This is a genomic window from Nocardia sp. NPDC049220, from assembly GCF_040647855.1.
GTDB lineage: Bacteria > Actinomycetota > Actinomycetes > Mycobacteriales > Mycobacteriaceae > Nocardia.
Genome location: NZ_JBEZDA010000005.1, coordinates 135,346 through 153,891 on the forward strand (window position 1 = coordinate 135,346; position 18,546 = coordinate 153,891).

The 18,546-nt window shown below is 65.8% G+C and carries 19 protein-coding genes; 7 read left to right on the plus strand and 12 right to left on the minus strand.

Annotated elements, in window-relative coordinates; genetic code table 11:
* Positions 1–33: 33 nt before the first annotated feature.
* The 4 genes from AB0C34_RS16090 to AB0C34_RS16105 all read right to left on the minus strand — a co-directional run bounded on the left by AB0C34_RS16090 (position 34) and on the right by AB0C34_RS16105 (position 4,057).
* The gene (locus AB0C34_RS16090) at positions 34–2,169 is read right to left on the minus strand and encodes an Rv1355c family protein (protein WP_357073027.1); all 2,136 of its coding nucleotides are present in this window, start codon (positions 2,167–2,169) and stop codon (positions 34–36) included.
* Positions 2,159–2,932, minus strand: coding sequence for a hypothetical protein (locus AB0C34_RS16095; RefSeq protein ID WP_357072571.1), 774 nt, complete (start codon positions 2,930–2,932; stop codon positions 2,159–2,161). Before AB0C34_RS16095 ends, AB0C34_RS16090 begins: the two co-directional genes overlap by 11 nt.
* 250 nt (positions 2,933–3,182) lie before the next feature.
* Complete coding sequence (locus tag AB0C34_RS16100) at positions 3,183–3,617, minus strand: effector binding domain-containing protein (protein WP_357072574.1); 435 nt, start codon at positions 3,615–3,617, stop codon at positions 3,183–3,185.
* Complete coding sequence (locus AB0C34_RS16105; protein ID WP_357072577.1) at positions 3,614–4,057, minus strand: GyrI-like domain-containing protein; 444 nt, start codon at positions 4,055–4,057, stop codon at positions 3,614–3,616. Before AB0C34_RS16105 ends, AB0C34_RS16100 begins: the two co-directional genes overlap by 4 nt.
* Before the next feature lie 363 nt (positions 4,058–4,420).
* On the opposite strand from AB0C34_RS16105, the gene AB0C34_RS16110 reads away from it, so the two are divergent.
* Positions 4,421–5,149 carry a uracil-DNA glycosylase gene (locus AB0C34_RS16110; protein WP_357073030.1) on the plus strand — a complete coding sequence of 243 codons (729 nt, stop codon included), beginning with the start codon at positions 4,421–4,423 and terminating at the stop codon, positions 5,147–5,149.
* A 33-nt stretch (positions 5,150–5,182) separates the two neighbouring features.
* Here AB0C34_RS16110 and AB0C34_RS16115 read toward each other — a convergent pair whose 3' ends face one another.
* The 7 genes from AB0C34_RS16115 to AB0C34_RS16145 form a co-directional block, all read right to left on the minus strand.
* Complete coding sequence (locus AB0C34_RS16115; protein ID WP_357072580.1) at positions 5,183–5,416, minus strand: hypothetical protein; 234 nt, start codon at positions 5,414–5,416, stop codon at positions 5,183–5,185.
* 146 nt (positions 5,417–5,562) lie between these two features.
* Positions 5,563–5,751 (minus strand): ferredoxin, encoded by a 189-nt coding sequence (locus tag AB0C34_RS16120; RefSeq protein WP_357072583.1) that lies wholly within the window; start codon positions 5,749–5,751, stop codon positions 5,563–5,565.
* Positions 5,748–7,151: a cytochrome P450 gene (locus tag AB0C34_RS16125; RefSeq protein WP_357073033.1), complete on the minus strand. Its 1,404-nt coding sequence runs from the start codon at positions 7,149–7,151 to the stop codon at positions 5,748–5,750. The genes AB0C34_RS16120 and AB0C34_RS16125 overlap by 4 nt, the downstream gene beginning before the upstream one ends.
* Positions 7,152–7,532: 381 nt before the next feature.
* Positions 7,533–7,931 (minus strand): hypothetical protein, encoded by a 399-nt coding sequence (locus tag AB0C34_RS16130; RefSeq protein WP_357066643.1) that lies wholly within the window; start codon positions 7,929–7,931, stop codon positions 7,533–7,535.
* A 182-nt stretch (positions 7,932–8,113) separates the two neighbouring features.
* Complete coding sequence (locus AB0C34_RS16135) at positions 8,114–9,484, minus strand: MFS transporter (RefSeq protein ID WP_357072586.1); 1,371 nt, start codon at positions 9,482–9,484, stop codon at positions 8,114–8,116.
* Between the two features lie 351 nt (positions 9,485–9,835).
* Positions 9,836–10,504, minus strand: coding sequence for a class I SAM-dependent methyltransferase (locus tag AB0C34_RS16140; protein WP_357072589.1), 669 nt, complete (start codon positions 10,502–10,504; stop codon positions 9,836–9,838).
* A gap of 259 nt (positions 10,505–10,763) precedes the next feature.
* Positions 10,764–11,819, minus strand: a complete 1,056-nt coding sequence (locus tag AB0C34_RS16145) for an MBL fold metallo-hydrolase (RefSeq protein WP_357072592.1) — start codon at positions 11,817–11,819, stop codon at positions 10,764–10,766.
* 648 nt (positions 11,820–12,467) lie between these two features.
* Here AB0C34_RS16145 and AB0C34_RS16150 point away from each other — a divergent pair.
* The 3 genes from AB0C34_RS16150 (at position 12,468) to AB0C34_RS16160 (ending at position 15,004) form a co-directional block, all read left to right on the plus strand.
* A complete protein-coding gene (locus AB0C34_RS16150; protein WP_357072595.1) occupies positions 12,468–13,541 on the plus strand; it encodes a M4 family metallopeptidase in 1,074 nt (357 codons plus the stop codon).
* A 21-nt stretch (positions 13,542–13,562) separates the two neighbouring features.
* Positions 13,563–13,829, plus strand: coding sequence for a protealysin inhibitor emfourin (locus tag AB0C34_RS16155; protein WP_357072598.1), 267 nt, complete (start codon positions 13,563–13,565; stop codon positions 13,827–13,829).
* Between the two features lie 215 nt (positions 13,830–14,044).
* The gene (locus tag AB0C34_RS16160; protein ID WP_357072601.1) at positions 14,045–15,004 is read left to right on the plus strand and encodes a hypothetical protein; all 960 of its coding nucleotides are present in this window, start codon (positions 14,045–14,047) and stop codon (positions 15,002–15,004) included.
* A gap of 157 nt (positions 15,005–15,161) precedes the next feature.
* Here the strand turns inward: AB0C34_RS16160 and AB0C34_RS16165 are convergent, their stop codons facing one another.
* Positions 15,162–15,476, minus strand: a complete 315-nt coding sequence (locus AB0C34_RS16165) for a hypothetical protein (protein ID WP_357072604.1) — start codon at positions 15,474–15,476, stop codon at positions 15,162–15,164.
* Between the two features lie 48 nt (positions 15,477–15,524).
* Here AB0C34_RS16165 and AB0C34_RS16170 point away from each other — a divergent pair, with 48 nt between their 5' ends.
* From AB0C34_RS16170 to AB0C34_RS16180, 3 genes are all read left to right on the plus strand, one after another.
* On the plus strand, positions 15,525–16,349 hold the full coding sequence (locus AB0C34_RS16170; RefSeq protein ID WP_357072607.1) for a hypothetical protein: 825 nt from the start codon (positions 15,525–15,527) through the stop codon (positions 16,347–16,349).
* A 49-nt stretch (positions 16,350–16,398) separates the two neighbouring features.
* Positions 16,399–16,854 carry a hypothetical protein gene (locus tag AB0C34_RS16175; RefSeq protein WP_357072610.1) on the plus strand — a complete coding sequence of 152 codons (456 nt, stop codon included), beginning with the start codon at positions 16,399–16,401 and terminating at the stop codon, positions 16,852–16,854.
* A 717-nt stretch (positions 16,855–17,571) separates the two neighbouring features.
* Positions 17,572–18,501 (plus strand): cytochrome P450, encoded by a 930-nt coding sequence (locus AB0C34_RS16180; protein WP_357072613.1) that lies wholly within the window; start codon positions 17,572–17,574, stop codon positions 18,499–18,501.
* The last annotated feature ends 45 nt before the right edge of the window (positions 18,502–18,546 follow it).

Genomic DNA, 18,546 nt, shown 5'->3' on the forward strand with positions numbered 1-18,546 from the left:
AGTGTCCGCCGTGGCACATTGTCTCCGATCGCGCTAGCTACTGGTGTCCACACCGAGCCCCGGACGCCGTCTGCTGCGAACCGTGGCGGCGGGGGCGTAACTCAGGCGAAGCACCAACGCCATGGTCTCATGCTCAGGCACGTCCAGCAGGTTCAGGAAACGGCCCTGAAGTGACGCTAGTGTATCCGCGAAGTCGGGGGAAATCGCGGTAAGTTCGCCAGGGCGTCGGGAATACAGGTATACGGGCGAAATCGGTTGCACGCACAATCCGAGCCGTTCAGCCTGCACCCATACCTGGCCAACCGCCGCACCGGCCTCAGCAAACTCGGTCAACCCCGGTTTCGTGCCCTCGAAAGTCACCGCCACAATGGCAGAACTGGACAGCACACGGTCATAGGTGTATTTCCCAAGGGCCGCACCGGCGGACCAGGATCGCAACTGCGCCATGACGTCCGCGCGTGTAGTGATCTCGAACGCCGCCCACTCGTCAGCGGCGAGTTCGAGGCTGCGGGCGTCGATGCCGGTATCTGGGTCGTCGTCGGGCCAACGGACTTCGGCCAGCATTTCCTCGTACAAACGCGGCGTCAGATACCTGATTCGATCGGAGTCGCCCAGCAAACGCGCAGCTTCTTCAATGTCCGGCCGATCGACCACCGTGCGCAGCCGTGCACCGGCTGATTCGGCGAGCGCGGCAAGCGAGCCGAGGACACCGTCGGCCAGCCGCGCGCCGGTACCGACCCGCCGGTTTGTCGCGCGGTGCAGCACCGCGGGATAGTTCGCGGCGAGATCCGCGTTCCGGCCGTCGCCCCACCGAATACTCGCAACCAGCTCGCCCGACCCCGGGGCACCCTCGATGAACTCGTACGGACCGAGCATGCCGTGTGCGGCCGCCGCGACCCGCGCGTTGTACACGGCGGCGCCGAGCGCGACGGCGCTGCCGCGATAGCCGATATCCATTGCCGCGCTGTACTCCGTCGCCAACTCGATGCGGAGGCCACTCGGGCCGGGATGCAACGACCAGGGCTGCATATTGCCCCCGGATGGCGCCCGCTGCGCGCACGCGAGTACATGGTCGATCGGTCCGGCGGTGGACGCCGTCGCAGCCTCCGCCCACACCAGGTCACCGGTCGGCGGCGGGTCGGCCACCTCGTCCAGATGAGATTCCAGATCCACCCGGACCCGGCCGGATTCCAGCTTCACCCCGAGCCCGATGCGCCGGACGGCGGCTGCGGCACTCGCGGCGCCGAGTGCGACGTCGCCGGCCAGCTGCGGCCAGCTCGTCACGGTCTCACCTACTTCGACCAGGCTCGCGCCGAGCCGGGCGGACAGCCCGGACGCGCCGAGCAATTTCACCACGAACGGCGCCTTCTCCCGTGCGGTCAGCCCGCGCAGATCGGCCGCGCTGATATCACCCAGCAAACCGTGGAACGCGGGCCGCTGCGGCTCGAGATCGAAGCGTTCGACATCCAGCAAACCACGGTCACTGGTCTCCATCAGCAAAGGAATGCCGTGCCTGGCCGCCGCCATGCGGATGACAAGCTTCATATCGAGCGAATCACATTCCTCGACGACGATCGCGAGACCGTCCAGAAAATCGTCCACCGAATTCTCGTCGACTCCGGCGCCGAAGATCTCCACCGGCAGATAAGGATCCAGCTCGGCAATCCGGCGCGCGGTCACGACCGCTTTATTGACGCCGATATCGAACAACGTGCCGGGAACTCGATTGAGATTGGACAATTCGATTTCGTCCAGGTCGGCCAAGCGCAACCTGCCGCAAATGCCTTCGAGCGCCAGCAGGTGGGCAATGGCGTGCCCCGCACTTTGCCCGACGATTCCGATGGCGAGACCCGCCAGGCGATCCTGCTCGGATCTGGTGAGCTTGTTTCTGTTTCGGTCCAGACGAATCGCTCGGAATATTCGCGGCCCCGGTAACCCGACCACCGCGGCACGCCAGGGATAGTAGATCCACCGGTCGGATTCGGGCCCCTCCGAAATATCCGGCGCGGCAACCATTTTTCCGTACTCGATACGCAGCAACTCGCGAAGGTCGGTGAATTCGATACCCGGATCGTCGCGCAGTGCGGCCAATGTCCGCGCGTCTTCCGGATCGGACTGGTCGATGATCAGCGGCCGATGGTGCGTCCCCCTGCTGCGGTCACCGCCCATGCCCACACCCACCCGTGACTCCCGTTGCGACCCGATGCCGCGCTTTCGGGAGACCGGCGCCGGCCACGGCCAGCACCTCCTGCTCGGCGACGACCAACGACCGCTGCGATTCCTCGGCAAACGCCGAATAGGTCCGGTTGTCCCACCACAGCGGAACGGTCCGGTAGCGGTCATCCGGATAGGGCACCGCGGGAATCCGTTCGGCGAGCACTGCGCCGCATTCCTGATGCCTGCCCGTGGTGAACGAGGCCGCCGTGGCGAAACCGTAACGCGCACCGAGCAAACGCGCGCCGTGCAGCACGGCGCGCGAGATGGCGGCACTCAATTCGGCGCGCGCGGGTGCGGCGCGGGAGACCCACGCGCCCTTGGCCTCGACCACCCCCGCTGGTATCCGATCGGCAATCATTCGGCGCAGATCGCTCTCGCCGGCATGTCCCGCCCACTCGAGCAGCGCGTGCGCCTGCCCTGCCGCGGTGTAGGGACCTTGCATCCGGACGCCCGCGACCACGTCGCCACCGGAGTCGACCGCGGCGAAGAACAGCGAAGTCGATCGACCATCGACGACCGCGTCGTATTCGAGTGCGTGCTCCACCCCGAAACACCGGTAAACATCCAGCGCCCCATCAAGATACCGGCGCCAGAGCACCGGCTGCGAGTCCGGTTCGGAGACAAAGAACGCGCACTCGGATTGCGTGTCGTAATACCGCAGCACTCCCCGCCCGAGGAAGTCCGCCGGCACGACTGCAACCACTTCCACAGTCATGGTGTTCCTACTCCATCGCCACGCGCCCATGCGTGATAGTCCAGCCTCATGTAGCACCCCCACGGCCCATGAGCCGCGATGAAGTTGCCCAGGGCAGTATCCGTCATCCGACAGGAATTGACCAGCCGTCCGGCTAATATTCCGAAAACTTATCGTTTCTAGCGTTCTTTCCGCAGGTCAAACGGGCTATGTCCGATTCAGAGCGGAATGTAGAGACCGGTTGGTTCGAAGTCAGTTATCGGACAGCAAACTAGACGAGGATGGCGATGAAGAGTTCGACAGACTCCGGCCCCCGCCAGATCTCGATCTCTTCTCGGTACGCTCGGGTGATCTCGGCAGATGCCGTCGCGTCGTCTACCTGTGCCCACACATCCTCTACCGGATCGTGATAGTCGCCATTGGGCACGAAACGCGCGTAGATGCCTTTCGGCACTCGCACCAGGATATCGCCTACCGGAACGGCGTCGGCCTCCGGATATTCGAAACAGACCACCGCGTTGTAGTTTCCGGCCGGATCCGGGACGTACACCGTGTACATCGGACGATCCGCACCCGCCCGATCATGCAGACGGTCCTTCAAGAACTCGATCAGGTCGCTGTTGCTGACCTTGAAACTCGGGCGCACCCGCGGGACAACCAGCCCGCCGTAGATCCCCTCGGCGCGCACCACGATCGCATAGCTCATCGCGCGTCGACCGCCAAGTAGAGATCGATCTTGTAGGCATGCGGATAACACTCGAAATCGCCGGTATAGGTCCGCTTTATCTGGTTGTGCTCCTCGGCATAGGCGATCTGGGTCCACAGGTCGGTCATCACCTGTGGGAAGTTACCGACCGAGGAGAACCGGGCATAGGTGCCCCGCGGCAACCGGGCGACCAGGTGACCGCGAGTGACGTCGTCGAACGCCGCGCACTGATAGCCGACAATCTGCGTGTTGTAGGTACCGAGTTCCCCGGTGTAGTCGGTATAGGCGCTGGCAAGCGGCCCGCCGAGTTCCTGATGCAGGACGGCCGCCCAGGCGGCCTCCAGATCATGGTCACGCAGTTCTCCGAGCGCACGCTTCGGGCTGCGCACCGGCAATCCGGCAACCCACATCTCGTCTCGCTCGACGATTTCAAACTGCATGCGAGGACTCTTTCGAGGTGATCCGGAGGGCGTAACCCACAGCCGGTCGGTCAGGAAGGCCATGCTATCAACCCGGACCAAGCGGTACCGATCACCTATCCGGCACATTTCGGACCGCGACACCCCGCTGAACTGGACAGATGTCCGAGGTTGCCGGGTATGGACGAGCACGATGCGATGGCCTGCGGCCCGATCAGGGTGCGCTCGGGTAATGCATAGTGAGCACACATCGTCCGGCTCGCTGAGCACAGGAAGAACTGCTACCACCGAACGGAGTCCAGATGAAGCATGGTGACAACAGGCCGGCCACCACCGCGCGCCTGGACGCGGCCCTTGACCATCTCGTCGTTGCCGGCAGTTGACATGTGCCGTTCGATCACCGAACTCGACGCCGCGGTCGCCGACTGCTTCGCCTGTCCGCGGCTCGTGGCCTGGCGCGAGCTCGTCGCCAGGGAGAAACGCGCTGCCTTCCGCGACCAAACCTATTGGGGCCGACCAGTTCCCGGATTCGGCCCGGCGGACGCAAGAATGCTCATCGTCGGACTGGCCCCTGCCGCGCACGGCGGCAACCGGACCGGGCGCATGTTCACCGGAGACCGCAGCGGGGACGTGCTCTTCGCTGCGCTGCACGCCGTCGGTCTGGCCAATCAGCCGACCGCCACCAGCATCGACGACGGCATGCGGCTGACCGGCGTGCGGATCACCGCGCCGGTGCACTGCGCACCACCGGACAACAAACCGACCTCCGGCGAGCGGGACCGCTGCCGGCATTGGTTGGACACCGAATTGTCGTTGCTGCGACCGACATTGCGCTCGGTGGTCGTGCTCGGCGCGTTCGGCTGGCAGGCATTGCTCCCGGTGTTGGCGGACGCCGGCTGGATCGTGCCGCGGCCACGACCGAAGTTCGGCCACGGAACACAGGTGGAGCTGGCCCCGGTCGAGATCGACCGGCGACCGCTGCACCTGTTCGGTTGCTATCACGTGAGCCAACAGAACACCTTCACCGGACGGCTCACACCGGCCATGCTCGAGGCGGTACTCAGCGACGCGGCCGCGACCGCCGGAATCGACGCGTCCCCGCCGCACGGGTGAGATCGTTTCGGACCGGTGTTTCGGTTCGGCGGCTCAGACGTGGTCGACCAGGGCCGGGAAACCTGCCTCGTGGGCGCAGTGCGCGCAGCAGAAGAAGTCCCCGCGCGCCTCGACGCCGTGGCCGACGATCCGACACGAGCAGTGCGTGCACACCGGGGCGAGTGCGGTGATCGCGCATTCGAAGCTGTCGAAGACGGCGGATTGCCCGTTCCGGGTAATGGTGAACGTCTTGTCGTACTCGTTTCCGCAGGTGTCGCAGGTGGCCATACAGACTCACCTCTCCTCTCGGCTCGATGGACAGCTCATCACGCGTTACCCACACGAGCGGAGGTGAAACGGCCTACTCCCGCTGGTCGGCGGTGGCCGCCGCCGACGCCGAGCCAGGCCGACCCGTCGCAGCCCACCGTGTGTTCTCAGGTCAGCCGCAACGCCTGAACCGGGCAGCTGTCGACAACGAGTTCGAGCAGTTCGCGATCGGACGCGGCTACCGTAGCGGGTCGCGGTGCGACGATTCCGTCGTCACCGATCCGGAACATGTCGGGCGCCAGAGCCTCACACATGCCGTGCCCCTCGCACACAGTGCGGTCCGCGACGATCTTCATCGGGCGAGCCGTTCCAACCGAATCGGCAGCCCATCGGCGGGCATCGGGCCGGTTCCGGCGACCAAGGGCACCGCATAGTCGTCGGGAACACTCCAGTGATAGTGCAAGAGCATCTGGTGCACCACGGCCTTCACGGTCATCGCGCCGAAGTACAGACCGATGCACTTGTGTGCGCCGCCGCCGAAGGGAGCCCAGGCGAAGCGGTGTGATTTGTCCTCGCGGCGGTCGTCGGCGAATCGATCGGGGTCGAAGACGTCGGCATCATGCCAGTACTCGTCGGTGCGCATGATGGCGTACGTGCTGCACAGCACCAACGTTCCCTTCGGCACGTAATAGCCGAGAATGTCGGTGTCTGTGCTGGCTTCGCGAACTTGCTGGGCCACCGGCGAATAGACCCGCAGCGCCTCTTTGAACGCGAGATCCAGGGCGGGAAGACGGTCGAGATCGGCGTAGTCGAGTGACGGCTTACCCAGCGCCACGGATTCGGCGCGCAATCGCTGCTGCCATTCCGGGTTTCTCGCCAGTTCATAGACCAGCATGGACGATGCGATCGTGCTGGTGTCGTGGGCAGCCATCATCACGAAGATCATGTGCTCGACCACCTCCGCGTCGGTGAAGGCGTGCCCTTCCTCGGTGGTCGCCCGGCACAGCACGCTGAACAGGTCGGCGCCGTGGCCCGCGCGCTTGGTCGGCAGCTCGCGACGGAAATACTCCTCGAGAACCTGCCGCCCGCGCAACCCGCGCGCCCACACCCCACCCGGCATATTCGTTCGAATCATCGCCGCTCCACCGCGCACCGCGTCCTCGAAAGCACGCTGCAACCGAACCGCCTCGCGGCCGAGTTCGGCGCCTGCGAAAACCTCGATGGCCTGCTGGAGCAGCAGCTTCTTGATCGCGCTGTAGACACGGAAGTCGTTGCCCGGACGCCAGTCCGCGATCGCGCGAGTGATCCGCGGTGTCGTCATCTCCTGGTAGCCGATCAGCCGTGGTCTGGTGAACGCCTGCTGCATGATCCGCCGATGGAACAGATGCTCGTCGAAATCGCGCAGCAGCAGCCCGCCGCGGAAGAACGGGCCGATCAGGAATTCCCAGCCGCGCTGAGCCGACAATGCCTTGTTCCGGTCGATCATGACCGCCTCGAGCGCCTCCGGGCTGCTGATCCCGACTACGCGACGACCTAGCATGCCGAACCACTGGATCGGCCCCCATCGGTCGAATCGTTTGCGCGCGAAGGCAATCGGGTCCGCCAACGCATGCAGGGTGTATCCGACTCCGGGAAAGCCGAAGTCACCCGGCACCGGTTTCAACCCGCTGCCCGGCGGGGGCTCCGCCAGCGGCCGTGCCGACTCGGGGTAATACTCCGCCAGCCGCGCACCCGCCCGCTGCGCACGCCAGGCCATCCTGACCCGCGCCTGGCGGACAGTGTCGGAAAACTCGTCGATCGTCTGTGGCACAAGAAGACTCATACCCGTCATCCCTTCGCGGCGCTGCGAACCTCGACCCTATCGCCTGTGCCGAGTCGGCGTGGTGGCCGACCGTTCCGCGGCGCCTCGACAGCAGGCGCCGCGCGGATATACGACTGCTCAACGCTCGCCATAGTCTTATCGGCCACCCCGGCTGCCGGTATGACACCACGCACCGGTGGACGAGCCACGCCGAGTTCGTTGAACTCGGCGTGGCCGAGGTCGTGTTCGCTGCGCGGCACGACCGGAAGAGTCCGCCCTCGAGAGGTGCGGAGACCACGGTGGCCGGTCCGTCGGCTGAGCCGGTCGGCCGCATCGTCAGCCGAGGGCGGTGGTGATCTTTCGGGCCATCGCGGCCACGACGGGGTTGGGCTGCCCCTTGCCGGGTTGGGTGGCGGCGTCGACGGCGACGGCGATGGTGCTGCGGAAGTTGTCGGCTTCGGCCGGGTCCTGCTGTTCGAGCAGGCGCACCGCGGCGGTCAGGGCGGGCAGTACCTGGTCGGCGAGTGCGGCGACGGTCTTGCCCGGCAACTCGATGTCCCTGGACTTCGCGGCGAGAACGTGTCCGACCAGGCCGGTGGCCGAGGTCAGGGCGATGGAGCCGTGAGTGATGCCTTTGTGCGGTGCGCCGGCAGCGGCCAGCAGCGCGACGGTTCCGTAGGCGGCGGTGCGCAGGGTGGTCTTCTCCTGGTCGGTGCTGGCGATGGTGTTGGACATGATGGTGTGCTCCTTCGAATTCGTGGTGTCTTGCTCGGCGTGCGCTGTGCTCGCCGAGCGGAACCTGATCACGGAAGAAACAATCGCCTGCCGTCCTGACACCAGACCGTCATCGTCCTGACATGGCCCCTGACACGGTGCTGTCGCGCGCAAACGCCAGCTCGAGGGCACGTCGGCGGTGATCAATCGCCGTGTCTTCCACCGCTTCCGGGACCGACGGATGGCTCGGGGCCGGGCCTTGCCGTCGCCTCGTGACCTACCTCGGCAAGCAGGCGGTGTCCCTGCTCGGCTTCCGGTGCGTCGCCCGCAGCCTGTGGACCTGTCGCCACCGCAAGATCGGGTGTGGGTGGAGAATCCGGGCGGCGGGGAAGCAGCAGCGGGCTGGCGAATATCAGCAATCCCGCGAGCGTGATAGCCGTGCGGGGACTGGTGACGTCGGCGAGCAATCCGCCGAGCGCACTGAGAATGGCGATGGCGGCGTTGCTGCTGATCGACCATGCCGACAGCGTGCGGACGACGCGGTCGTCGGGTATTCGCTCGAGTCGATAGGTGGCGAGTACCGGGTTGTACAAGCTCATGCTGATGATGATCGCGAACTCGACAGCGATCACCGTCGCGAGGCCGACAACACCGGGCTGGACGAAGGCGAGGCCGATCAGCCAGACCGCGCGCAGCGTGCCGACGGTGCGGAGGACCCGGTGTTGCCCGTACCGTGCCACGACACGGCTGGCCAGGCGTGAGCCGATGAGTCCGCCGACGCAGGGAGCGGCGAAGGCGAGGCCGTACTGCCAGGGTGGGAATCCGAGCCGGCGCAGCAGAAGCACGGCCAACAGCGGCTCGGTGGCCATGATCAGTCCGCTGACGAGCAGATGGTTGAGGTAGAGCGCCCGGAGGCCGGGATGAGCCAGCAGGTGCCGCCAGCCGTCGAGCAACTCGCCGACCCGGACTCGGCGCCGGCCGGTTCGCCGCGGAGGTTGTTCGCGGCCTCGAATCGTCGCGACCGCCAGCGCGGAGAACACATAACTCAGCGCATCGGCCACAACGGTCGTGACCGGTCCGAACAGGCCGATCGCCGCCCCGCCCAGGGGTGGCCCGACGGCGATCGAACTCCACGTCGTCGACTCGAATCGAGCGTTCGCCACGAGCAGGTCTTCCGGCTGGACAAGGGTTTTGAGGTACGCGCCGCCGGCTGCGGTGAAGGCGATTTTGGCCGCGGCGGTCACGGCCGAGACGACCATCAACTGGACGAAACTCAGCCGGCCGAGGGCGTAGGCGATCGGGATCGTCATCATGACCGCGAACCGCGCCAAGTCCATCGTGATCATCACCGGTCGCTTGTGGCGAAACTCCACCCAAGGCCCGAGCGGCAACGCGATCAGCGCGCCCACTGCCGGCCCCACCGCGGACAGCGCGGACACCTGAACAGCGCTGGCGTGCAACACCAGCACGGCGATCAGCGGTAACGCACCGAACCCCAGCCCGGAGCCGTAGGCGCTGACTGCATAGGACGTCCACAGCCAGCCGAACTGCCGGCCGAGAGATCGTCTGGCCACCAAGCTCCGTACCTCCCGCTTCGAGCAACTCGCTCTGGATCGCTGTGCTCAAAGTAGGACCGAGGAGGCGAGATCGAACAACTGGGCCGGCGGCGAACCACGACCGTTGTCGTCGCCAGGGTTTGCTGCGTGGCCCTGCGGGACGAGATCGCGAGCGGACGCATTCGACACCAAGGTGTGGGCATTGAAATAGACACAGCACATTTCGCGCTCCACGGCGACGTTCAACTGATCGACGGACCGCGATAGCTCGCCCCCGTGCGTCGACTTCGCGAGCCGGTGCCGAGTCGTGACGGCTACCGCAGCGACGAACAGGTTCTTCGCTACCCGCCGAGTGCGGCACCGATCTGGTCAGACCCTACTTTTGGTGGCCGCACCCATGATCAGCGGTCGGACGATCGGGGGCAGTCCCCGCCACGACGCTTCCTGAACGTCGTCGAGCTCCAGCCCGCACGCTCGAATCAGCTCGAGGGTGGCACGGTTGCAATGGCAGCCCTCCGCGAACCGGCGCCACGGGACGGCGAGGCGGTCTTGCCAATAGGCAAGTCGCGGTGACCGGGAACGCACATGCTCGAGAAACAGCAGCCGGCCACCGGGACGCAACACACGCTCGATCTCCCGCAGTACCGGATCAGGGTCGTCGACAGTGCACAATACGAGCGTTGAGACGACCGTATCCACGGTGTCATCCGCGAACGGCAGGCGTTCTGCCGAGGCGTCGAGCACACGCGCCGAACGTCGACTACGACGCAGCCTCCGCACCAACCGCGTACGCATCGCGGCCTCCGGTTCGGTCAAGATCAGCTCGTCGACGTCGTCGGGGTAGTACCCCAGGTTGAGACCGGTACCGCTGCCGAGTTCCACAGTCCGACCCGTCGCGTGGCCGAGCAGATCCCGCCGACGAGCTCCCATACCCGCCCGCTCGCCCGCCCACAGCAGCGGGTCGTACAGCAGTGCGAACGCTCGCGCCCACCGGTCCGAGCCCGCCACCGCTGCCATTGGCACGGTGCCACCGCTCATGGTTCCGACGGTACGCGGGCGGGCTTCAGCACGCATGGTCGCCGTGCGCGAATCCTGCGGAAAATGCCAGTGTCCACCCGCTCGGCCTGTTCGGATACGAAATGTCCGGGGTAGTAGATGACTCCGACAGCCGAGACGCCCCTGGTCCGCGTACCGGTTGGCCGAAGCTTACGTAGCCTGCTGCGGCGGCCGATGCCACGGAGCACATTTCGACCCCGCCCGAGCCCGAGGCCGAGGCCGAGGCCGATGAAAGCCCGGGTCAGACGCCGGCCATCACGAACGACGTGCCGACCGCGTTCGGGACGAACGCATCGGGCAGTGCCGCCGCGAGCCGGTGCTGAGCCTTCCACCCCGTGCAGTGCGCGGGCACCAACACGTCGGGCGCCATGTCGATGAACGCGGCGACGGTGGGTTCGATGATCGGCTCGAAAGCCGCTCCGGTGAGATGGAAACCGCCGAGCAGCCCATGGAGTCGATCCACCCCGGTCAGCCGCAGCGCGTACCGGGCGATATTCACCGCACCGGCATGCCCGCACCCGGTGAGCACGACGAGCCCCTTGCCGCGGACGTGGACCACCAGTGCCTGCTCGTCGAGAATCGTTGGGTCGGGCTCCCACTGCCCGGCGCGCCAAGCCTCGTGGTGGGGCAGCCCGCGCTCGAAGTCGGTGGTGCGGTCGACCTCGCCGGTGATGAGCAACGAGCCGTCGAGCAGCAGCGAGGGCTGCCTGCGCTCGATCACCTCGAGTCCCTCGGCCTCCAGCGTCGAACGGCTCAGCGTCGGCAGTTCCCACGCCGGCTGGTCGGGAACGGCGAAGCGCCGCCTGCTCCACACCAACGGATGCACCGCGAGCGGCAGGCCGCTGCGTCCCCGCAGTTCGACCAGCCCGGTCAGCCCGCCCGCGTGATCGAAGTGGCCGTGACTGAGCACCACCACCTCGATGTCGCCCGCGTCTAGCCCGAGCCGGTGGAAGTTGGTGGCCATGCCGGTCGGGGACACGCCGGTGTCGAACAACACGGTGTGCGAGATGCCGCCGCGGCGGGTGGTGACGAGCGCGGAGAAGCCGTGCTCGGCGAGCAGACCGGTATGCGTCTGGCCGTCTACGAACTGCGGGGCGTCCACCTTGGGGATCGTGGCGTTGCGCGCGCGCCGGGCCGGGCCGACGTCGTCCATCAGCGCGTCGTAGCTGTTGTCCACCAGCGTCGTGATGACGACCTCATCGACCGGCTCCAGGGAAATGGGGTCTACCGCCGTGCCCTGCACAGCGCGCGGGCGGGACGCGGCGACCTCGCCAGGACTGCCACAACCATCACACATACATCCACTGTGCACCCGATGCACGGTGTGGATGTCGCGCCGTGGCTTCGGATCAGGATGGCCAGCGCGACGGACACCCCGAATGTGTCGCGGTTGCGAACACGCTGACGCATGGAATCATCGAATATGTGTTCGATGATTCGCGTCTGGTCTATCGGCTCAGCGACGGCCGAATAGTCGAACCCGGCCACCTCTACCGCCTACGTGACGGCCGATGGGCGGAGCCGTGGCCCAGAGCTTGCCCGCAGTGCGGACGACAGTTCGGTCCGAAGCGCATGCTGGCGGGTTCGCTGGCGTGCGTGCAGGCCGGAGGCATTCACCGCCTCCACGCGTGCATCCGGTGCGGGTACGTCGTCCACACGCCGCCGATCACACCGGACTGCGAGCACCCTCCGACCCGCTCGACCTGAACCGAAATCGGTCGTGCCCGATCTCGGCTAACCGGGTTCAGGGTCGGAATTGCCGGGCGGTGTTCACGAAGTGATGTGAACGTCGCCTTCGCGGTGGTTTCCGCAGACGAAATCATCGCCGCCCAACTCGATCTCATTCGCCCGACCATGACGCGACACCGAGCATGATCACGAAACGCTCACTGGCCGACACTCTTTCGAATGCGGCACGCCGTATCGGTGTGCGATGGTTGCGGGTATGACCAAGTCCGACGGGGGTTTCGAGCCCGTCTTCTGCACCATCGTGCCTCCGCACATCCTCGACAAGCTGACGCAGCAAGAGGACCCCGCACTCGCCGCGGCCGCGCGCAGGACCCTCGAGCGCGACGCCTACGAGCGCACCCATCGCCGCCTGACCACGGTCATCGGTCCCCTATCCGCCCTCCCGCCTGCCGGAGCGCCGACCGACCAGCCCCAGCGCACCATCTACGACGCCCGCCACGGCACGGAGCTGCCAGGCGAGAAGGTCCGTGCCGAGGGCGGCGACCCGAGCGGGGACGCCACCGTCAACCGCGCCTACGCAGGCCTCGGCGCCACCTTCGAGTTCTATCTGAAGGTGCACGCGCGCTCCTCCATCGACGGCGACAACTGGCCGCTCGATGCGACCGTCCATTACGACCAGGACTACAACAACGCCTTCTGGAATGGCGAGCAGATGGTGTTCGGCGATGGTGACGGCGAGATCTTCCTCGACTTCACCGTCCCGATCGAGGTCATCGCCCACGAACTCACCCACGGTGTCACGCAGCACACGGCCGACCTCAGCTATTTCGGCCAGCCCGGCGCCCTCAACGAGTCGCTGTCGGACGTCTTCGGCTCGCTCGTCAAGCAGTACACGCTGGGCCAGACCGCTGCCGACGCCGACTGGCTGATCGGCGCGGGACTGCTCTCCCCGCGCGTCACCGGGAAGGCGCTGCGCTCCATGAAGGCGCCGGGCACAGCCTATGACGACGATGTTCTCGGCAGGGACCCGCAGCCGGCGACCATGGATGACTACGTGCACACCGGCCGTGACAACGGCGGCGTCCACATCAACTCCGGCATCCCCAATCATGCCTTCTATTTGGCCGCCACGACCCTCGGCGGCCACGCCTGGGAGAAGGCGGGGCAAGTCTGGTACGACGTCCTGACCGGCGGCGAGCTGAAGAAGGATGCCTTGTTCGTGGACTTCGCGAAGCTCACGGTCGCGGCGGCCAAGGCCCGCTTCAACGAGGGCGAGGAGCTGAAGGCCGTGCTGAAGGCCTGGGAACAGGTTGGGGTGCGAACGTCCTAGTTCCGTACTAGACACGGATGCATGCGTATTCAAGTGCGTCGCATGGGCGGATTCGCGGGCATCGAGCGGCACGGCGAGGTGGATACCTCAACGCGGCCCGACGCGAGCGAGTGGCACACTCTGGCCGAGCGAGCCGTGGCCAGCGGGCACAGCACACTGCCCCCCGGGATTCCCGACGGGTTCAGCTACGAGATCACCGTGGACGGCGAGACGTTCTACGCGGCGGATCCTCGGCTGACCGAAGAGCAGCGGATGCTGATCTCCAGGGTCCTGAAGGAAAGAGCCTGAGACCCGGATAGAGCGGATTCTGATCGACCACGGAACTCGCCGGCGCGACCAGCCGCGTCCATGATCCGACACCTGAGCCCGGTTACGGCTCGATGACGCCGATCTGCCACCATGAGCCGCTGCCCCATTCGTCTGCTCGGGATGTCCTGCCGGAGGCGTCGCCACGGCCAGGACACATGACGACCAGGCACCGCAGAGTCTTTCGAAGGAGAGTCATGTCGTTTCCCAAGCTTCCCCAGCCGGAGCCCGGTGAAGTGCTGTTGGTCTGTGCCTGCTACGAGGACGGCACGGCACTGTGGGGCGGACTACAGGACGAGATCGGTGGCCGCCGGGAAGGCGATGTACTCGTCATCGGGGACAGCGGGGTGCGGCTACGACCGATCGAGGACGACGGGTGGGACTCCCTGTATGGCGGAAACGTCCCGGCGCTTGTCGCGGACGGCGGACAGGCGCCGTCGGTCGTCGTCTTGGCCGACGTTTCGGTGGGATACGGCGGGGACGGGCCGTTGCTGGTGGACCTGGCGGCGGTACCCGGGCGCGGCGTCCGTGTCGCGCCGGACCGGCTCGGCGAGATCCTGGCCGACCTGCTGAGCGGCGCACTCACATTCGACCACCTGGTAAGCGACATGGACGTGTGCGGCATGTACCAAGGAGACGGCGGTCAGCCGGCCTTTCCCGCGCCGACGGCGACGCCGCGCCGGGAATTCCCGACCCTGCCCTCCAGCGCCGGCGTACTGCTGGTCCGTACCTTCTTCGACGACGAGGAGGGCTGGGGCGCCCTGCTCGACGAGTTGGGCGGGACCGACGACGATGGCCGAGTCGGCGCGGACCTGGACCCGGACGAGATCGACGTGGACCACTATCCGCTGACAGCGTTGGTCGTCGACGACCGGGACTTCGACGGCCTCCGGTCAGGTCAGGTCCCAGCGCTGGTCTCGGCGCGCGAGGAAGACATTGATGAGCTCACCACCATGGTCGTGCTCGCCGATGCCAGGACCTTTGCCGAACCCGACCGCCCGCTGACCGTTGTCGACCTGTACGACACCCCGGGACAGCCCGCCGTCCTTCCCTGCCGCATGGTCGGATCGATGGCGTGCAACCTGGAGATCAGCAACATGGACTTCTTCGAGTTCGTCGCCGTGGCGGACACGCAGCCATGGTGGGAGGAGGACTGATCGGGCGCGATGCTGCCCTGCGTCCATCACGCCGTCGAGATCGAGTGATGGTGAAGTTCATTGATCGTCATGCGGTGGTTCTGGGCGGTGCGATACAGAAGTCAATCCACACTGGAGCCTGTTGGGTAGTCGCACTGCGCACACTGAAGGCCGTTCTTCACCGCTCGACTATTAATGCGGTGCGATTCAGAACCACCCAGACATACATATCGTTGATCCGGTACGCATCGTAGCCGCGGATGGCAGCATATCGTCCCACGTCCGACAGCACATTCATACGATCTTCCAGTTCGGCTCTTTTCGCGGAGTTTTCGGGCTGTTGTTCCCACTCGGCGCGGATCGATTCCAGTTCCTCGTCTCGTTGTGCGGTCAGGGAGCGTAAATCGGTCCGCAGCGCGTCGGGGTGCATCGCCATACGGAGCACACCGCCCGGGTCGGCGCTACCTGAGTCGCCTGCCCAATGCTCGGCCATCTCCCGAAGCCGATTTGAATCAGGCTTGCTCGAACCAGGTTCGCGGCCATGGACATACATACCGCTGCCGTCACCACCCCGCCCGGGAAAGAAATTGTTGCCGGTTTTGAATTCCGCCACATCCTGCAGCCTTCTGACGCCTCGGGACATTTCTATCCAACCCCGATCGATAGCCGCACGCATGCCCTCGGCGTCTACGAGGCGAGGCGGGCCGTCAAACCCTTGGCGCCGGAGTATCTGCGCCAACGCCTGATCGCCACGCTCGTAGCGCAACGGGCCCTCGATAGCGAAATTGAGCTGGTGGTAGTCGAGACCATTGGTCAGACTGCGGTCAGTGGCGCGCGAATCGATCCCCCGGACCTGCTGCGCGATCTCTTCGTCGGTTTGTCCTATCCCGGAAACCCGGCAAAGTCCATGACCGAGTTCCCGCAGTGGACGCTCGTGAACTTCGGCCATACCCCTTGTTACCCGACGGAGTCTTTGGACCAATTCGGCGATCACCTTACCCCACAGTGTGATTCCTCCGGCCTCGACAAGCTGAGTGGCGTCAGCACAGGTGCAGCGAAGAACCTCTCCAGCATAGACGAAATCCATTACCGGGGAGCAGGGTTCGACAGGCCGACAGCCGACTCCGCAGCACCGCCAGTGCGCGCCCGCGGCACGTCTTCGGACGTGAACCCATGGTCGCCCCGCGCGGTTACCCACCGGGAGCGCGTCGGCAACGCTCTCGCGCCACGCGCGCAATGCCAGGTTTTCGCGCGCGTCGAGCCGGTTGACCACCGACGAATTGCGGACAAGCCCGAAAAAGCGGGCACGATCTGTAATTTCGATCGGAATTCCGCACCGGAAGCGGCTATGCGAGGAGCAGAATGACCGATCGAGATTGCTCGATTCGATTCGACCCGAAGGAGCGTGATCGATAGTGACAGGTCAACAGGTGGCAAAGCGTGGTGCGCTCGTTGCGGCACTGTGCGCCGGTGCGTTCGCGGCGTCCGTGGCCCCAGCGGCGGCGGATCAGCCCGCATTCGTGAGCATCGGTGTCGTCCACACCCTTGGCGACGCATGCTACGGCCAAGGGCAGGCGGGGATCTCGGCACCGACCGGCGCCCCTGGCACCACGCGTTTCGGAATCAGCTTCGTCAAGTACACCCCGACATTCGGCCAGCCCTGCACCTTCAAGGCTCTCGCCAACTGGCGCAACCTCGACACCGGCGCGACCGGAACAGTCACCGTGCCGGTCACCGATAGTTCATCGTCGAACCAGGCTCCCCCGACGGTGTTCGCCGACCTGCCGACCGGCCCGGGGCGAGTGCAGGTCAGCGTGACCACCGACCGACTGCACTTGCCGGTGCCGACGGTCGAAATCCGGATTCCCTGAGTTCTCCGCCGCCCCACTGATATCGCGGTTCGAGATCCGGACGACGATAACGACAGAAGGCTCGTGCCGAATTCGGCACGAGCCTTCTCATTGCATCGAAACATTATCGGACACTATGCGCCTCGACACACCAGCTGCCGTGCACCAGTGGAAACGTGGGTGATACGCAACTAGACACATCGGCCGCGAATGCACCACCAGTCCTCTCGAACTCGAAAAGCGTTGGCGCAATGGTCTATCACAAGTGCGCACGGAAGTTGTGCGGAGTGCCGACAGCGGCGGGCAGGAGCCGGACACCGGGGCGGCCGATGTCTTATGATCTCGATGCCCGCACCATAGCGGTATCCGGCCGAGCACCAGCCGGCCCGGCCTCTCGATCGCCCGCGCCGATAATCGGCACCCGCGCATGGAGGTAGATTATTGACCACGCCACCGGATCCGGTCCCAGCATCACTCGTCCCCCATAGACGTCGATGAACAGCGCGTGGCTCTGTACTCGCCGGAGTTCGCCGCAGATCCACACCGTGCCTTTCGCGACATGCGCGACCGCTACGGCTCTCTGGCACCGGTGGAACTGGCCCCAGGCGTCCCCGCCACGCTGGTGGTCGGGTATCGCCCCGCTCTGAACATCCTCAACGACCCAGACCATTTTCCGGCCGATCCTCGGCTCTGGGAGAAGGACATTTCCCCTGACTGCCCGGTGCTGCCGGTCCTGCAATGGCGGCCGAACGCACCGCGTACGACCGGCCTCGAACATGCGCGGTATCGGCCGCCCTCGACCGTGTCGACCTGCACGCACTGCACAGCACCCTGGAGCGGATCGCCATACCGCTGATCAACTCGTTCTGCTCGGACGGTTCGGCCGATCTGGTCGGCCAATACGCGTTTCCGCTCGCGTTCGAGGTCGTCAACGCCATGCTCGGCTGTCCACCGGAGATCAGCCAGAAGGCAGCGGTGGCGACCACTGCGATCTTCGACGGCGTCGATGCCGAGGAAGGCAACCGGCTATTCGGTGCGGCGGTGCTCGAACTGGTCCAGTTCAAGCGCGCCGAACCCGGTGACGATGTGACCACCCGCCTGCTGAACCACCGCGCCGGGCTCGACGAACTCGAGATGATCCATCAGGTCATAGCACTCTACGGAGTCGGAATGGGACCGCTGCAAAGCCTGATCATCAATACCCTGCGGCTGATCCTGACCGACGAACGGTTCGGCGCCAAAGTGCGCGGGGGCGCCCTGTCGACCCGGGATGCCTTGGACGAGGTCCTGTTCGAAGATCCGCCGCTGCCCAACGCCAGCGTCACCTATCCTCGACAGCCCATCCTGATCGACGGAATTTGGTTGCCCGCCCACCAACCCGTGGTGATCAGCCTGGCCGGCTGCAACAGCGACCCCGAGATGGGCGCCGGCAACCATGCCGGCAACCGCGCGCACCTGGCATGGGGCGCCGGACCACATGCCTGCCCGGCAAAGTCGACCGCGTACCTGATCGTCCAGGACGCCATTGATCAACTGCTTGATGCGGTGCCCGAAGTGCGACTCGCGATTCCCGCCGAGGAACTCACCTGGCGCCCGGGGCCGCTGCATCGGACGCTGGCCGATCTACCGGTCACCTTTCCTGCGTCCCCGCCGTTGCTCATTCCCTGAGATCACCGCGCGGCACCCGCAAACGTCCGATCCCCGGTCCAGGCC

Coding starts and splice junctions, on each gene's coding strand:
- AB0C34_RS16090 (WP_357073027.1), bottom strand. CDS start 2,169: ATGGGCGGTGACCGCAGCAGGGGGACGCACCATCGGCCGCTGATCATC.
- AB0C34_RS16095 (WP_357072571.1), bottom strand. CDS start 2,932: ATGACTGTGGAAGTGGTTGCAGTCGTGCCGGCGGACTTCCTCGGGCGG.
- AB0C34_RS16100 (WP_357072574.1), bottom strand. CDS start 3,617: ATGAGCTATGCGATCGTGGTGCGCGCCGAGGGGATCTACGGCGGGCTG.
- AB0C34_RS16105 (WP_357072577.1), bottom strand. CDS start 4,057: ATGCAGTTTGAAATCGTCGAGCGAGACGAGATGTGGGTTGCCGGATTG.
- AB0C34_RS16110 (WP_357073030.1), top strand. CDS start 4,421: ATGTGCCGTTCGATCACCGAACTCGACGCCGCGGTCGCCGACTGCTTC.
- AB0C34_RS16115 (WP_357072580.1), bottom strand. CDS start 5,416: ATGGCCACCTGCGACACCTGCGGAAACGAGTACGACAAGACGTTCACC.
- AB0C34_RS16120 (WP_357072583.1), bottom strand. CDS start 5,751: ATGAAGATCGTCGCGGACCGCACTGTGTGCGAGGGGCACGGCATGTGT.
- AB0C34_RS16125 (WP_357073033.1), bottom strand. CDS start 7,151: ATGGCCTGGCGTGCGCAGCGGGCGGGTGCGCGGCTGGCGGAGTATTAC.
- AB0C34_RS16130 (WP_357066643.1), bottom strand. CDS start 7,931: ATGTCCAACACCATCGCCAGCACCGACCAGGAGAAGACCACCCTGCGC.
- AB0C34_RS16140 (WP_357072589.1), bottom strand. CDS start 10,504: ATGAGCGGTGGCACCGTGCCAATGGCAGCGGTGGCGGGCTCGGACCGG.
- AB0C34_RS16145 (WP_357072592.1), bottom strand. CDS start 11,819: ATGTGTGATGGTTGTGGCAGTCCTGGCGAGGTCGCCGCGTCCCGCCCG.
- AB0C34_RS16150 (WP_357072595.1), top strand. CDS start 12,468: ATGACCAAGTCCGACGGGGGTTTCGAGCCCGTCTTCTGCACCATCGTG.
- AB0C34_RS16155 (WP_357072598.1), top strand. CDS start 13,563: ATGCGTATTCAAGTGCGTCGCATGGGCGGATTCGCGGGCATCGAGCGG.
- AB0C34_RS16160 (WP_357072601.1), top strand. CDS start 14,045: ATGTCGTTTCCCAAGCTTCCCCAGCCGGAGCCCGGTGAAGTGCTGTTG.
- AB0C34_RS16165 (WP_357072604.1), bottom strand. CDS start 15,476: ATGGCCGAGCATTGGGCAGGCGACTCAGGTAGCGCCGACCCGGGCGGT.
- AB0C34_RS16170 (WP_357072607.1), top strand. CDS start 15,525: ATGGACATACATACCGCTGCCGTCACCACCCCGCCCGGGAAAGAAATT.
- AB0C34_RS16180 (WP_357072613.1), top strand. CDS start 17,572: ATGGCGGCCGAACGCACCGCGTACGACCGGCCTCGAACATGCGCGGTA.